At 70.4% G+C, this 15,170-nt stretch carries 15 protein-coding genes; 10 read left to right on the top strand and 5 right to left on the bottom strand.

The features are described 5' to 3' along the window. Positions 1-120 precede the first annotated feature (120 nt). The 7 genes from OG892_RS21685 (at position 121) to pstB (ending at position 8,200) form a co-directional block, all read left to right on the top strand. A complete protein-coding gene (locus OG892_RS21685) occupies positions 121-2,376 on the top strand; it encodes an RNA degradosome polyphosphate kinase (protein ID WP_073733097.1) in 2,256 nt (751 codons plus the stop codon). Continuing rightward, positions 2,363-3,349, top strand: a complete 987-nt coding sequence (locus OG892_RS21680) for a CHAD domain-containing protein (protein WP_327338170.1) — start codon at positions 2,363-2,365, stop codon at positions 3,347-3,349. Before OG892_RS21685 ends, OG892_RS21680 begins: the two co-directional genes overlap by 14 nt. Then, the gene (locus OG892_RS21675; protein WP_073733200.1) at positions 3,346-3,789 is read left to right on the top strand and encodes an NUDIX hydrolase; all 444 of its coding nucleotides are present in this window, start codon (positions 3,346-3,348) and stop codon (positions 3,787-3,789) included. The genes OG892_RS21680 and OG892_RS21675 overlap by 4 nt, the downstream gene beginning before the upstream one ends. Before the next feature lie 240 nt (positions 3,790-4,029). After that, complete coding sequence (gene pstS, locus OG892_RS21670; RefSeq protein WP_371630015.1) at positions 4,030-5,166, top strand: phosphate ABC transporter substrate-binding protein PstS; 1,137 nt, start codon at positions 4,030-4,032, stop codon at positions 5,164-5,166. A 161-nt stretch (positions 5,167-5,327) separates the two neighbouring features. After that, positions 5,328-6,320: a phosphate ABC transporter permease subunit PstC gene (gene pstC, locus OG892_RS21665; RefSeq protein WP_073733099.1), complete on the top strand. Its 993-nt coding sequence runs from the start codon at positions 5,328-5,330 to the stop codon at positions 6,318-6,320. Continuing rightward, positions 6,317-7,399, top strand: a complete 1,083-nt coding sequence (gene pstA, locus OG892_RS21660) for a phosphate ABC transporter permease PstA (protein WP_327338166.1) — start codon at positions 6,317-6,319, stop codon at positions 7,397-7,399. Before pstC ends, pstA begins: the two co-directional genes overlap by 4 nt. Positions 7,400-7,423: 24 nt before the next feature. Next, on the top strand, positions 7,424-8,200 hold the full coding sequence (gene pstB / locus OG892_RS21655; RefSeq protein ID WP_371630014.1) for a phosphate ABC transporter ATP-binding protein PstB: 777 nt from the start codon (positions 7,424-7,426) through the stop codon (positions 8,198-8,200). Positions 8,201-8,437: 237 nt separating this feature from the next. On the opposite strand, the gene OG892_RS21650 is transcribed toward pstB, so the two are convergent. Together OG892_RS21650 and OG892_RS21645 are read right to left on the bottom strand one after the other, a co-directional pair. After that, positions 8,438-9,436, bottom strand: coding sequence for an inorganic phosphate transporter (locus OG892_RS21650; RefSeq protein WP_073733102.1), 999 nt, complete (start codon positions 9,434-9,436; stop codon positions 8,438-8,440). Between the two features lie 5 nt (positions 9,437-9,441). Then, positions 9,442-10,062, bottom strand: coding sequence for a DUF47 domain-containing protein (locus OG892_RS21645; RefSeq protein WP_024493297.1), 621 nt, complete (start codon positions 10,060-10,062; stop codon positions 9,442-9,444). Between the two features lie 200 nt (positions 10,063-10,262). Between OG892_RS21645 and OG892_RS21640 the strand changes: the two genes are divergently transcribed. Beyond that, on the top strand, positions 10,263-10,658 hold the full coding sequence (locus OG892_RS21640; RefSeq protein WP_073733103.1) for a metal-sensitive transcriptional regulator: 396 nt from the start codon (positions 10,263-10,265) through the stop codon (positions 10,656-10,658). A 108-nt stretch (positions 10,659-10,766) separates the two neighbouring features. Here OG892_RS21640 and OG892_RS21635 read toward each other — a convergent pair whose 3' ends face one another. Beyond that, positions 10,767-10,961, bottom strand: coding sequence for a hypothetical protein (locus tag OG892_RS21635; protein WP_073733104.1), 195 nt, complete (start codon positions 10,959-10,961; stop codon positions 10,767-10,769). Between the two features lie 174 nt (positions 10,962-11,135). Beyond that, the gene (locus tag OG892_RS21630) at positions 11,136-12,128 is read right to left on the bottom strand and encodes a hypothetical protein (protein ID WP_371630013.1); all 993 of its coding nucleotides are present in this window, start codon (positions 12,126-12,128) and stop codon (positions 11,136-11,138) included. Positions 12,129-12,261: 133 nt separating this feature from the next. Here OG892_RS21630 and OG892_RS21625 point away from each other — a divergent pair, with 133 nt between their 5' ends. Together OG892_RS21625 and OG892_RS21620 are read left to right on the top strand one after the other, a co-directional pair. Then, positions 12,262-12,447, top strand: a complete 186-nt coding sequence (locus OG892_RS21625) for a hypothetical protein (RefSeq protein ID WP_073733105.1) — start codon at positions 12,262-12,264, stop codon at positions 12,445-12,447. 55 nt (positions 12,448-12,502) lie between these two features. Next, positions 12,503-14,107 carry an FAD-binding oxidoreductase gene (locus OG892_RS21620; protein WP_371630012.1) on the top strand — a complete coding sequence of 535 codons (1,605 nt, stop codon included), beginning with the start codon at positions 12,503-12,505 and terminating at the stop codon, positions 14,105-14,107. A gap of 141 nt (positions 14,108-14,248) precedes the next feature. Here OG892_RS21620 and OG892_RS21615 read toward each other — a convergent pair whose 3' ends face one another. Further along, positions 14,249-14,983, bottom strand: coding sequence for a phosphatase PAP2 family protein (locus tag OG892_RS21615; protein ID WP_371630011.1), 735 nt, complete (start codon positions 14,981-14,983; stop codon positions 14,249-14,251). Between the last annotated feature and the right edge of the window lie 187 nt (positions 14,984-15,170).

Raw genomic sequence — 15,170 nt, 5'->3', positions numbered from 1 at the left:
GCTGTGCCGTCCCCCCGCAACGGGAGAATTCCCGGCAGAGAACGCGCCGACCGTGCGATCTCCGCGATCTCACCCCCCTCCGACGCGCCCCCGGAGCACTCCGCGCGGAAGAATGGGCCCATGAGCCAGCAGCCCAGCTCCGAGGTCCCGGTCCAGCCCGCCGCTCAGCCGTCCGTCGGCTCCCTCGCCGCACACCGGCCGCACGCCGTCGCCACCCCCGCCCGCACCGGCTCCACCCTGTCCACGGCGGCCGATCTGGACCCCGACATCGACGCCGACGCCGACGCGTACGAGCCCGATGTCGACGGGGACGAGCTGCCGCAGGGCCGGTTCCTGGACCGCGAACGCAGCTGGCTCGCGTTCAACGAACGCGTTCTGGAACTGGCCGAGGACCCCTCGACCCCCCTCCTCGAACGGGCTAATTTCCTCGCCATCTTCGCCTCGAACCTGGACGAGTTCTTCATGGTCCGGGTGGCGGGCCTGAAACGCCGGATCGCGACGGGTGTCGCCACCCGTTCCGCGTCCGGGCTCCAGCCCCGCGAGGTCCTCGACCTGATCTGGACCCGCTCGCGCGAACTCATGGCCCGGCACGCAGCCTGCTACCAGCAGGACGTCGCGCCCGCCCTGTCCGACGAGGGCATCCAGCTGATCCGCTGGCCCGAGCTGACCGAGAAGGAGCAGGCCCGCCTGTTCACGTTCTTCCGGCAGCGCGTCTTCCCCGTACTGACCCCCCTCGCGGTCGACCCGGCGCACCCCTTCCCGTACATCTCAGGCCTCTCGCTCAACCTCGCCGTCGTCGTACGCAACCCGGTCAGCGGCCACCGCCACTTCGCCCGGGTCAAGGTCCCGCCGCTGCTGACCCGCTTCCTGGAGGCCTCCCCGCAGCGCTACGTCCCCATCGAGGACGTCATCGCCGCCCACCTGGAGGAGCTCTTCCCGGGCATGGAGGTGCTCGCGCACCACATGTTCCGGGTCACCAGGAACGAGGACCTGGAGGTCGAGGAGGACGACGCGGAGAACCTCCTCCAGGCCCTGGAGAAGGAGCTGATGCGCCGCCGCTTCGGCCCGCCGGTCCGCCTTGAGGTCGAGGAGTCCATCGACCCGTACGTGCTGGACCTGCTGGTCCGCGAGCTGAAGGTGTCCGACGCCGAGGTCTACCCGCTGCCCGGACCGCTCGACCTCACCGGTCTTTTCGGCATAGCGTCGCTGGACCGGCCGGAGCTGAAGTTCCCCAAGTTCATCGCCGGCACCCACCGCGATCTGGCCGAGGTCGAGTCCGCCTCCGCGCCCGACATCTTCGCCGCCCTGCGCGAACGCGACGTCCTGCTGCACCACCCGTACGACTCCTTCTCCACCTCCGTCCAGGCCTTCCTGGAACAGGCGGCGGGCGACCCGGACGTCCTCGCGATCAAGCAGACCCTGTACCGGACCTCGGGCGACTCCCCGATAGTGGACGCCCTCATCGACGCCGCCGAGTCCGGCAAGCAGGTCCTCGTCCTCGTCGAGATCAAGGCCCGCTTCGACGAGCAGGCCAACATCAAGTGGGCGCGCAAGCTGGAGGAGGCGGGCTGCCACGTCGTCTACGGGCTCGTCGGCCTCAAGACGCACTGCAAGCTCTCGCTCGTCGTCCGCCAGGAGAGCGACACCCTGCGCCGCTACTCGCACGTCGGCACCGGCAACTACCACCCCAAGACGGCCCGGCTGTACGAGGACCTCGGCCTGCTCACCGCCGACCCGCAGGTCGGCGCGGACCTCTCCGACCTCTTCAACCGGCTCTCCGGCTACTCCCGCCGCGAGACCTACCGCCGGCTGCTGGTCGCCCCGAAGTCGCTGCGCGACGGACTGATCGCCCGGATCAACAAGGAGATCGCGCACCAGCGGGCCGGCCGCCCCGCCTACGTCCGCGTCAAGGTCAACTCGATGGTCGACGAAGCGATCATCGACGCCTGCTACCGGGCCGCGCAGGCGGGCGTCCCGGTCGACATCTGGGTACGCGGCATCTGCGCGATCCGCCCCGGCGTCACCGGCCTCTCCGAGAACATCCGGGTCCGCTCGATACTGGGCCGCTTCCTCGAACACTCCCGGGTGTTCTCCTTCGGCAACGGCGGCGAACCCGAAGTCTGGTTCGGCAGCGCCGACATGATGCACCGCAACCTCGACCGCCGCATCGAGGCCCTCGTCAGGGTCACCGACCCCGCCCACCGGGCCGCGCTCAGCCGCCTCCTGGAGACGGGCATGGCCGACACCACCTCCTCCTGGCACCTGGGCCCCGACGGGAACTGGACCCGGCACGCCACGGACGCGGAGGGCCGGCCGCTGCGGCACGTACAGGAAATGCTCATTGACGCCCGGAGGCGCCGGCGTGCGACGCCCTGACCACCAGACCCAGACGGACCTGACCGCGGGGGCGGTGCTCGCGCCGTATCTCCGGGCGCAGGCAGCGGACTTCCTGCGGAGTCTGCGCCTGCACCGCGAGAACAGTGCCCCCACGGACGCCGGTCCGCAGGCCGCGGAGCAGGCCGCCTGCGCGCTGCGCCGCTCGTCCCGCCGGATCGGCGGCACCCTGCACACCTTCCGCGCCGCGCTCGACCCGCTCTGGGCCGAGCAGCTGCGCACCGAACTGGCCTGGCTGTCCGGCACCCTGGCCCGCGAGCACGCCTACGCGGACCGGCTGAACCGGCTCCTCGACGCGCTGCACGGACTGTCCGGGACACCCCTGCCGGCGGCCCGCACCTCCTCCGGCAACGGCGCCACGAAGGAGCGCGCCGGCCTCGGCGTCGGTGCGGCGCGCGCCGGCGCACTGCTGGAACGCCAGCTGACCCTCGCCCGGACCCGCGCGCACTCCGCCGCGCTCCAGGCCCTCGGCTCCTCCCGCTTCCACGCGGTGGCCGACGCGGTCGCGCTGCTCGCCTCCGAGGTCCCGCTCGCCCCCGCGGCCTCCGCGCCCGCCGCCGAACTGCTGGCCGAGCCCGCGGACCGGGCCGAACAGCGGCTGCTCGGCGCGGTGGCCGCCCTCGCGTCCGGCACCGCGGCCGAGCCGTACAACGAGGCGCAGGACGCGTCCTGGCACCGGACCCGGCTGCTGCTGCGCCTGCACCGGTACGCCCACGAGGTGGTGCGCGGCGCCCCCGACCCGGTCCTGGCCGGCCCGGGGCACGCCCTCGACCTGCACCGGGACGCGTCGGAGGCGGCCGCCGCGGCGGCCTCTGCCGCCCGTACGCCACGGATCGCACCGGCGACCGCGTACGCCCTGGGCGTGCTCCACGCCGACCAGCGCCACGAGGTGGAGGCGGCGCGCGCGGTGTTCCGGGAGACGTGGCCGTACGCGGCGGCCGTGACCGCACGATGAACGGCACGGTCCGGGCGGCGGGGTGTGTGCTCTGGCGCCGCCCGCACCCGCCCGCCGTGCCCGATACGGGTGCGCCCGCCGTCGGCGTCGAGCTCTGTCTCGTACACAGGCCGCGATACGACGACTGGTCCTTCCCCAAAGGAAAGCTGAAGCGCGGCGAATCCCCGAGGGACGCGGCGCTGCGCGAGGTCCTGGAGGAGACGGGCCACCACTGCGTGCCGGGCGCCGTGCTGCCCATGGTCCGGTACGTCGCGAACGGGCGCCCGAAAGAGGTCACGTACTGGTCCGCCGAGGCGACCGCGGGCTCCTTCGTGCCGAACCGTGAGGTTGACGCCGTGCTGTGGCTCCCGCCGGAGGCCGCCCGCGCCCGCCTGACCCACCCGCGCGACCGCGCCCTGCTGGACACGGCCCAGTCCCTGCGCACCTTGCCGCAGGCGTAACCCCTCCGAGCACGTGACCCGGCCGATCCGGCCCGTCCCGGCGGCGGAACCAGGCCGCCCGACACGGTTCACCTTCCGTTCACCCACCCCCGCAGACCGCTTCACCTGTTCTGCCTAATTTCGGCAGTACACGGTGCGAGGCACAGACCGCACCGGCAATGACTTCCGCACCACCCATCACCTCGCACGCCGTCGTAGAACGACATCAATCGCGGCGGCTCCTGGAAGGAACACCCGAAAGTGAAGCTTCAGCGCAAGAACCGGCTTCGTGCCACCGCGCTCGGTGCCCTCGCCGTCTCCGGCGCCCTGGTCCTCACGGCGTGCGGTTCGGACAACAACAGCGGCGGCGACACCGGCGGGAGCGGCGGCAAGACGAAGGCCGCCTCGAACGTCAAGTGCGACGGCGCCAAGGGCCAGCTGCGCGCCTCCGGCTCCAGCGCCCAGAAGAACGCCATGGACCTGTGGGTCAAGGACTACATGGCCGCCTGTTCCGGCGTGGAGATCAACTACAACTCCTCCTCGTCCGGCGAGGGCATCGTCGCCTTCAACCAGGGCACCGTCGGCTTCGCCGGCTCCGACTCGGCGCTGAAGCCCGAGGAGGTCGCCGACTCGAAGAAGACCTGCAAGACCGGCCAGGGCATCAACCTCCCGATGGTCGGCGGCCCGATCGCGGTCGGCTTCCACCTCGAAGGTGTCGACAGCCTGACGCTGGACGCCTCGACCCTCGCCAAGATCTTCGACACGAAGATCAAGAAGTGGAACGACCAGGCGATCGCCAAGCTCAACCCCGGCGCCAAGCTCCCGGACAAGGCCATCCAGCCCTTCCACCGCTCCGAGGACTCCGGCACCACCCAGAACCTGGGCAAGTACCTCGCCGCCACCGCCCCGAGCGACTGGAAGTACGAGGCCGAGAAGAAGTGGCCGGCCCCCGGTGGCCAGGCCGCGTCCGGCTCCTCCGGCGTCGCCACCCAGGTGAAGGCGGTCGACGGGTCGATCGGCTACTTCGAGCTCTCCTACGCGGCCTCGCAGAAGATCACCACGGTCGACATCAACACCGGCGGCGCCGCCCCGGTCAAGGCCTCCTCCGAGAACGCCTCCAAGGCCATCGCCGCCGCCAAGATCGCGGGCACCGGCAAGGACCTGGCGCTCGACCTCGACTACACCACCAAGGCCGAGGGCGCCTACCCGCTGGTCCTGGTGACGTACGAGGTCGTCTGCGACACCGGCAACAAGGCCGACACCCTCGGCACGGTCAAGTCCTTCCTGACCTACACCGCCTCCACCGAGGGCCAGCAGATCCTCACCGACGCCGGCTACGCCCCGATCCCCGAGGCCATCAACGCCAAGGTCCGCGAGACGGTCTCCGGCCTCTCGTAACCCGACCGCACAACACGCAACACGCAACACGTAACACGCAGAGACACACGCAACAGGCGGCCGGTCCGGCACACCCCTCCGGACCGGCGGCCACCACCACCCCCATCCGGTGCACCGCCGCCAGGGGAGCGCTCCGCTCCCCCACACAGACCGGAAAGACCATGGCTTCCACCACACAGACAGAGACACCACCGGCCAGGCCGGGCGGGCCATCCCGCCCCCGGCCGGCCGGGCGCCTCGGCGACCGGATATTCCTGGGCCTGTCACAGGGCTCCGGCATCCTGCTGCTCGTGCTCATGGCGTCGATCGCCGTGTTCCTCAGCTACCGCGCCGCCCTCGCCATCTCCGAGGACGAAGGCAACTTCTTCACCACCTTCGACTGGAACCCGGCAGGCAGTCCCCCCGTCTTCGGCATCGCGGTCCTGCTCTTCGGGACCGTCGTCAGCTCGATCATCGCGATGCTCATCGCGGTTCCGATCGCTGTCGGCATCGCCCTCTTCATCTCGCACTACGCGCCGCGCAAGCTGGCCGGCCCGATCGCGTACGTCGTCGATCTGCTCGCCGCGGTGCCCAGCATCGTCTACGGCATCTGGGGCGCGCTCGTCCTGGTGCCGTACCTCGAAGGCCTGAACCTCTGGCTCGACCAGTTCTTCGGCTGGACGTACATCTTCGAGAAGACCGAGGTCGGCGTCGCCCGCTCGCTCTTCACCGTCGGCATCCTGCTCGCGATCATGATCCTGCCGATCGTGACCAGCGTCAGCCGCGAGGTCTTCCTCCAGGTCCCGAAGATGAACGAGGAAGCCGCGCTCGCGCTCGGCGCCACCCGCTGGGAGGTCATCCGCCTCTCGGTGCTGCCCTTCGGCCGCTCCGGCGTGATCTCCGCGTCGATGCTGGGCCTGGGCCGGGCGCTCGGCGAGACGATGGCCGTCGCCACGGTGCTGTCCCCGAACTTCCTGATCTCGCTGCACGTGCTCAACCCGGGCGGCGGGACGTTCGCCCAGAACATCGCCGCGAAGTTCGGCGAGGCCGACGCGTTCGGGCGTGACGCCCTGATCGCCTCCGGCCTGGTCCTCTTCGTCCTCACCCTGCTGGTCAACGGCGCCGCGCGGCTCATCATCGCCCGCCGCAAGGAGTACTCGGGGGCCAACGCATGAGCCACTCACCCACCAGCGTCCAGGACCGGCAGAGGTCGATACCGCCCGCCCGGCGCAACAGCCTCAGCAGCCGTACGCTGCCCCGGCTGGCACCGCTCGGCTTCGCCGCCGTCTCGATCGCCCTGGGCGTCGGCCTCGGCGCGGCCGCCGGCTGGCACAGCCGCGTCCAGTGGGGCCTGGTCTCCGCGCTGTTCTTCCTGGTGATCTCGTACGTCGCGACCAGCGTCGTGGAGAACCGGCGACAGGCCAAGGACCGCCTCGCCACCAGCCTGGTGTGGGTCTGCTTCCTGATCGCGATCGTCCCGCTGGCCTCGCTGCTCTGGACGACCGTCAGCCGGGGCTCCGGACGCCTGGACATCTACTTCCTCACCCACTCGATGGCCGGTGTGCTCGGCTCCGAGGACAGCGGCGGTGTCTACCACGCGCTGATCGGCACGCTGGAACAGGTCGGCATCGCCACGGTGATCTCCGCCCCGCTCGGCCTGCTCACCGCGGTCTACCTGGTGGAGTACGGCAAGGGCCCGCTCGCCAGGGCCGTCACCTTCTTCGTCGACGTGATGACCGGCATCCCGTCCATCGTCGCCGGTCTGTTCATCCTCTCGATCATGCTGATCGCGGGCCTGGAGCCCTCCGGCCTGATGGGCGCGCTGGCCCTGACGATCCTGATGATCCCGGTCGTGGTCCGCTCCACGGAGGAGATGCTGAAGCTCGTACCGAACGAGCTCCGCGAGGCCTCCCTCGCCCTCGGCATCCCGAAGTGGCGCACCATCCTGAAGGTGGTCCTGCCGACCGCGATCGGCGGCATCGCCACCGGCGTCATGCTCGCCATCGCCCGGATCGCCGGCGAGACCGCCCCGATCATCCTGCTGGTCTTCGGCAGCCAGCTGATCAACCCGAACCCCTTCGAAGGCGCCCAGTCCTCACTGCCGTTCTACATCTACGAGCAGTACAAGATCGGCGAGACCGCGTCGTACGACCGCGCCTGGGCCGCCGCCCTGGTCCTGATCGCCTTCGTCATGATCCTCAATCTGGTGGCCCGCGGCATCGCCCGCTGGAAGGCCCCGAAGACCGGCCGCTGAGGCCGGCGGAAAGCAGTGATTCAGATGGCCAAGCGCATCGACATCAGTGGCCTCTCGGCCTACTACGGCGCCCACAAGGCGATCGACGACATCTCGATGACCGTGGAGCCCCGCTCCGTGACCGCCTTCATCGGCCCGTCCGGCTGCGGAAAGTCCACCTTCCTGCGCACCCTGAACCGGATGCACGAGGTCACCCCCGGCGGCCGCGTCGAGGGCAAGGTGCTGCTGGACGACGAGAACCTGTACGGGGCGAACGTCGACCCGGTCACCGTGCGCCGCACGGTCGGCATGGTCTTCCAGCGCCCGAACCCGTTCCCCACCATGTCGATCTTCGACAACGTGGCTGCGGGCCTGCGGCTGAACGGCAGCTACCGCAAGAGCGCCCTGAACGACATCGTGGAGAAGTCGCTGCGCGGCGCGAACCTCTGGAACGAGGTCAAGGACCGGCTCAACAAGCCCGGCTCCGGTCTCTCCGGCGGCCAGCAGCAGCGGCTGTGCATCGCCCGCGCGATCGCGGTCGAGCCGGACGTGCTGCTGATGGACGAGCCGTGCTCCGCCCTCGACCCGATCTCCACCCTCGCCATCGAGGACCTGATAGGCGAGCTGAAGGAGCGCTTCACGATCGTCATCGTGACGCACAACATGCAGCAGGCGGCACGGGTCTCGGACCGCACCGCGTTCTTCAACCTCGCGGCGGTCGGCATGCCCGGCAAGCTGATCGAGATAGACGAGACGGAGCGGATCTTCTCCAACCCGTCGGTCCAGGCCACGGAGGACTACATCTCCGGCCGCTTCGGCTGAGCCGGACCACTCCCACAGACGGCCTTGGGGTGCTGCATGGCGGTGCCACCACAAGGCGAAGGGTCCGCCCCGCTCTCCACAAGAGAGCGGGGCGGACCCACATGACCAAGCCAGATCAAGCCAATCCGGCACCTTCAAGCCCGTCCAGCACCCTCAAGCCCGTCCAGCACCCTCAAGCCCGTCCGGCGATTGAGGACAAAGCGTCGGCCGGACGCACCCGGCACCCGCCCACCACCGTCATCCGAACAACAGGACGACAACCCCGTAGCTGGCGCCGGCGACAAGCGCCGCGGCCGGCATCGTGATGAACCACCCCAGGATGATGTTCTTCGCGACACCCCACCGCACCGCGTTCACCCGCTTCGTGGCGCCCACACCCATGATCGCCGAGGTGATGACGTGCGTCGTCGAGATCGGCGCGTGGAACAGGAACGCGGAGCCGAACATGATCGACGCCCCCGTCGTCTCCGCGGCGAAGCCCTGCGGCGGGTCCAGCTCGATGATCTTGCGGCCGAGCGTACGCATGATGCGCCAGCCGCCCGCGTACGTACCGAGCGACAGCATCAGCGCGCAGACGAGCTTGACCCAGACCGGGATCGGGTCGCTGTACGTCTCGTGGCCGGAGATGACCAGGGCCATCACCACGATGCCCATCGTCTTCTGCGCGTCCTGGAGACCGTGACCGAGCGCCATGCCCGCGGCCGACACCGTCTGCGCGATCCGGAAACCGCGCTTGGCCTTGTGCGGGTTGGACCTACGGAACATCCACATGATGGCGACCATCACCAGATAACCGACCACCAGGCCGATCACCGGCGAGATGAACATCGGGATGACGACCTTGTCGAGCACCCCGTCCCAGTGCACCAGCGTCCCGCCCGCGAGCGCCGCGCCGACCATGCCGCCGAACAGGGCATGGGAGGACGACGACGGCAGGCCGAAGTACCAGGTGACCAGGTTCCAGATGATCGCGCCGACCAGCGCGGCGAAGAGGATTCCCATCCCCTTGTCGCCCTCCGGCGTCGCGATCAGGCCCTCGCTGACGGTCTTGGCGACCCCGCTGCCGAGGAACGCACCGGCGAGGTTCATCACCGCCGCCATGGCCAGCGCCGCACGCGGGGTGAGCGCCCGGGTGGAGACCGAGGTGGCGATGGCGTTCGCGGAGTCGTGGAAGCCGTTCGTATACGTGAAGCCGAGCGCGACGCCGATGGTCACGACCAGTACAAAGGTGTCCACGTGGTTCAGGACTCCTTGACCGCGATGGTCTCCACCGTGTTCGCGACGTGCTCGAATGCGTCGGCAGCCTCTTCCAGCACGTCCACGATCTGCTTCAGCTTCAGCACCTCCATGGCGTCGTACTTGCCGTTGAAGAGCTGCGCGAGCAGCTTGCGGTGGATCTGGTCGGCCTGGTTCTCCAGGCGGTTGACCTCGATCCAGTACTCGGTGAGGTTGTCCATGGTCCGCAGGTTCGGCATCGCCGCGGCGGTCAGTTCCGCCGCCCGTGCCAGCACCTCGACCTGCTGCTCGACACCCTTCGGGAGCTCATCGACCTGGTACAGCACGACCAGGTCGACTGCCTCCTCCATGAAGTCCATGATGTCGTCGAGCGACGATGCGAGATTGTAAATGTCCTCGCGGTCGAACGGCGTAATGAAGGAGGAGTTCAGCTGGTGGAAGATCGCGTGGGTGGCGTCATCCCCCGCGTGCTCCGCTGCCCGCATACGCTCCGCGATCTCGACTCGGGAGGCAGAATCCGCCCCGAGCAGTTCCATCAGGAGTTTCGAGCCCGTGACGATGTTGTCCGCAGACGCGGAGAACATGTCGTAGAAGCTCGTCTCCCTGGGGGTCAGACGAAAGCGCACGTGGGGTCCTCGGGATGCTTTGGATTCGGTCAGGCTGATGCTAGGCGCATCATCCGGCCACGGCTAACCGGCATTCTTCAGTGTCGCGCATCAGGCACAGTGATCAGCACGGGACCCCGGTCACGTTTCAGCTGAATTCGTTAGGATATACCCACCAGGGGTATATAAACGGCAGGGTAAAGGGAAAACGGGAGGCAGCAATGACCACCACCGAGGCCACCGGGGCGGACCGGTCGCAGGACACCACGGACGCCGGGACCCCGGCGGACGCCACCGTTCCGGCGGTCGAGATCGTCACCGACCACGACCGGGGCATCCACGGCTACCACCATCAGAAGGCGGAGCACCTCAAGCGCCTGCGACGCATCGAGGGCCAGATCCGCGGCCTGCAGCGCATGGTCGACGAGGACGTCTACTGCATCGACATACTCACCCAGGTCTCCGCGTCCACGAAGGCGCTCCAGTCCTTCGCGCTCCAGCTGCTGGAGGAGCACCTGCGGCACTGCGTCGCGGACGCGGCGGTCAAGGGCGGCGAGGAGATCGACGCGAAGGTCGAGGAGGCCACCAAGGCCATCGCCCGGCTGCTGCGCACCTGAGCCACTGCCACGTACTCCCGCGCACCCTGGCGCACTCCCGCGTACTTACCGGCGCGCTGCCCCGCGGGGTACTGCCCCCGCGCCCCCGCCTTGCCTGTCCGCCCCCCGTCAGCCCCGGTGTTCTCCCTGCCGGGGGACGGTGGTGCGTTCAGTGACCACCTTCACATCGAGCACCTCGTCGATACGGTCCGCACTGAGGCGTTCCCCGATCGCCGCCGACGCCGCGATCATCAGCTCCCCGCACAGCTCGATCTCGGCGAGTGCCACATGGTCCGATACGGTCCGTGCGCTGAGCGTCACCACGTCACTCACCTCTCACTGCCGTCGCCGACTTCCTAGGGTAGGGAGCGCACCACACACCGCGCATGGCACGGACGGACCATTTCGCCTCAGCGAGATGCCTACGGAACAGCCCCTGGCCGACTCCGTCCGCCGCCTCCGGCGAGGTCCCTTCCACCGCGGTCCCGTCCGTGGCGGTCACGGCTGCTGCCCCTGCCGGATCTCACCGGTGTAGATATCGCGCCCGGCCGGGATCTTCACGGACACCGGGCCCCCGAACCCGTACAGCAGGGTCGTCGACACCACCTCCACCGCGGGCCCCTCGTTGGCGAAGCTGAACCGGTGCCGCACCTTGCGCAGCCGCCCCTGCTCGTCCAGATACGCGTCGAACGGCACGGTGTCCGTACGGAACCCCTTCGCCGCCGCCGTCAGCGCGCCCCGTGAGGCGGCCGGCACCTGCCGCGCGGCCCGCCCGATGTCGGTGGTCCCCCGGTAGTGCCGCACGGTCACCCCGGCGAGATCGCTCTCGCCCAGGTACGTCACCGCACGCGCCCCGAGCAGCAGCTCGGCCGCGGCCATCGGATCGGTCGCCCCGCCGGTCACCAGGTTGCCGTCGGCCAGGGCCGTCGTGTCGATCCGGACCCACTTGTCCTTGGGCACCCCGGCGCCGCGGTTCATCATGTAGAGCGCGCCGGGGGCCAGCAGTTCCGTGATGGGCAGGTGCTCCTCCTTGCCCACGGCGTCCTGCGGCAGCACCACCTTGAGCCGCCCGGACCGGCTGCGGAAGTCGTACGTCCCCCGGCCCCTGATCGTCACCCGGGTACCGCCCGCCGCCGTCTCCATCGACGTGTTCACCTTGGCGGTGGTGCCCGCACCGGCCTTCCGGCCCGCACCGGCCCTCGTGCCCGCGCCGGCTCTTGCCCCAGCCTGGGCGGGCGAGCCCTCGGCCCCGTCCTTGCCGCCGGGTTTCCCGGTGACACGGGCGGAGGACGCGTCACCGGCGTCCGCCCCGGTGAGTACCGCGGCCGCCTGCCGCACCGCCTCGACGGCTCCGGGCCCGGCCCGGTCGTCGGCCGCGGCCCGGTCGCCGCCACCGCCGGAGCAGCCGGCGGCCGCCGCCATCACGCCCATCGCGGCGAGGGCGCACACAGCGCGCGCCCCGCCTCCGGATCTGTGCTGCTGCACCACCATCGCCTGCCAACCCCCAACGCCGTGCCGCTTGCCCGAGCCCCCCACCCGTTCCGGATAACGACTGCCCCTGTCCCCCGTAACGCCGCCCGCCCACCCCTCACCGCCGGACGGCCCCGCCCAGTACCGTGGACGCGTGTATGACCAACACACCGCAGAGGTTCCACCGGCCGTCCCACCGGCCCGGCCCGCCCACGAACCCACCACCGTCGAACGCGGCTCTTTCTGCACCGCACGATGCGGCTGCGGCTGGTCCGGACCGGCCCGCAGATCCCGCGACCGGGCCCGCGCCGACGCCGACGCACACCGCGCCGCCCCCTGACCCGGACCACCGGCCGCACCCCACGAGGCCCCGCTCCCCCCACCCCGGAGGTCCGATGACCCTGCCGAACCGACGCACCGTCCTGACCGCGGGCGCCGCAGCCGTACTCACCGGCGTCACCGCCACCGCCTGCGACGACACCGGCTCCTCCACACCCACCGGCGGCTCGACCCCGGCCACGACGACGGGCGGACCGACACCCACCGGCGCCTCCGCGTCCCCGTCGACGACCGCGCCCTCCGGCCCGGCGGACTGGCCCGCGCTGGCCAAGAGCCTCGACGGCTCCGTCGTACGCCCCGACGACGCGGCCTATCCGACCGCCCGTCAGCTCTACAACACCCGCTACGACAACCAGAAACCGGCCGGGGTCGCCTACGTCCGGCACGAGGCCGACATCCGCGAGTGCCTGGCCTTCGCCCGGCGCAGCTCCACGCCCGTCGCCATCCGCAGCGGCGGCCACTCCTACGGCGGCTGGTCGAGTGGCAACGGCAGGCTCGTCATTGACGTCTCGTCACTCTCCCGCGTCGGCGGCGACGGCACGATCGGCGCGGGCGCCCGGCTCCTCGACGTCTACCAGGGCCTCGCCGCGCACGGCGTCACCATCCCCGGCGGCTCCTGCCCCACGGTCGCCATCTCCGGCCTCACCCTGGGCGGCGGCCACGGTGTCGCGGCCCGCGCATACGGCCTGACCTGCGACAGCCTCACCGCCGCGACCATCGTCACCGCCGACGGCAAGACCCTCACCGCCGACGCCAAACACCACTCGGACCTCTTCTGGGCGCTGCGCGGAGCGGGCAACGGCAACTTCGGCGTCGTCACCGAACTCCGCTTCCGCACCCGCCCGGCCCCACAGACCGTCACCGCGTACATGTCCTGGCCCTGGTCGCGCGCCCGGTCCGTCGTCACCGCCTGGCAGGAGTGGGGGCCGGACCAGCCGGACGAGATCTGGTCCTCCGCACACCTCGCGGCGGGCCCCGGCGGCGGAAACCCGACCGTGACGGTCTCGGCCTTCAGCCTCGGCACGTACGGCGATCTGCAGAACGCCGTCGACCGCCTCGCCGACAAGATCGGCGCCCCGGCCTCCTCCGTCTCGCTGCGCCGCCGCAGCTACCAGGAGGCGATGCTCGTGTACGCGGGCTGCTCGGGCATCACCGACGCCCAGTGCCATCTCCCGGGCACCACCCCCGGCCGCACCTCGCAGGGCACGCTCCAGCGCGAGACGTACGCCGCCGCGTCCGACTTCTACGACCACGCGCTGCCCCCGGCCGGCGTCCAGGCCCTCCTCGACCGGACGGAGGCCTTCACCCGGCTCGACACGGCCCAGGGCGGCGGCGGATCGATCGCGCTCACCGCGCTGGGCGGGGCCATCAACCGGGTGGACCCGAAGGCCACGGCGTTCGTCCACCGGCGCTCACGGGTGCTCGCCCAGTACATCGGCGCCTGGCGCCCCGGCACATCGGGCAGCCCGCAACAGAACTGGCTGAAAGACACCCATTCCGCGCTGCGCCGGTACGCATCCGGAGCGGCCTACCAGAACTACGCGGACCCGGCACTGACGGACTGGCGGAACGCCTACTACGGCACGGGGGCCGCCCGACTGGCCGAGGTGAAGAAGCGGTACGACCCGGACGGCGCCTTCACGTACCCGCAGTCGCTCTGAACGGCCGGGGGCCTCCGGGCGGGGCGGAAAGCCCCGCCCGGAGGCCCCTCACAACTCGGCGTCACAGCTCCGCGTCACAACTCCGCGTCGCGGCTCGGCGTCGAGGCTCCACGTCACAGCTCGCGTCGCGACTCCGCGTTCCTACGCCGCGAGCCCTTTCTCGCCGTCACCGCCGCCGCCGGAGCCCGGCCGCGGCTCGGGGATCCCGAGCGCGTCGCCCCGGCTCTCGGTCCCCGCCGCGGACAGTGCCCGGCGCGACCGTACGAGCCTGGCCGCCCGGGGAGACCGGGAGACGGCACCCACCAGGGGAGCCAGCAGCATCATCGCGAGCGGGGCGAGCAGCAGCGCCGCAGCCGTGCCGAGGGCGAATCCGCCGATGACGTCGGTCGGGTAGTGAACGCCCATGTAGATCCGGCAGAAACCCTCCAGCAACGCGAGCCCGATCGCCGCGATGCCGTACTTGCGGTTCGCCACGAAGAGCCCGACGCCGAGGGCCATCGCCATCGTGGCGTGGTCGCTCACGAAGGAGAAGTCGTTCTTCCCGTCCACCAGGACTTCGAGGCCCTGGTGGTCCTTGAACGGCCGCGGCCGTTCGACGAATCCGCGGATCGGGATGTTGATCAGCAGGGCGATGCCCGCGGCGAGCGGCGCCCACACGATTCCGGCGACAGCCGTCACCGAGTCCTCGGGGGTCCCGCGCCGACGGGCACTCCACCAGCACCAAAGGACCACCAGGACCATGCCGAGCATGATCCCGTACTCGCCGATGAACTCCATGACCTTGTCGAACCAGGTGGGAGCGGACTTGGCGAGCCCGTTGATGTCGTAGAGCAGGCTGACGTCGGGGTTTGACCCATCCAGTGCGAGTCCAGCCATCTGCCGCGGCCCCTTGCCTTGTCTGCTGCTGATACCGCGGCACACACCCATGTGCACCGCATTGACGAACCCCCGTGTTCGCTTCGATCACGTACGTGGGACGACGCTCGGTCAGTGGCCGCTACCCCGGTCCAACCAGAGAACGACGCGTTCCGTGCGTACGTTCCACTCTCCACCGAATGATCAC

Source organism: Streptomyces sp. NBC_00341, assembly GCF_041435055.1.
Taxonomy (GTDB): domain Bacteria; phylum Actinomycetota; class Actinomycetes; order Streptomycetales; family Streptomycetaceae; genus Streptomyces.
The sequence above is the reverse complement of the archived record's forward strand: the minus strand, read 5'-3'. Positions and strand labels throughout refer to the sequence as shown.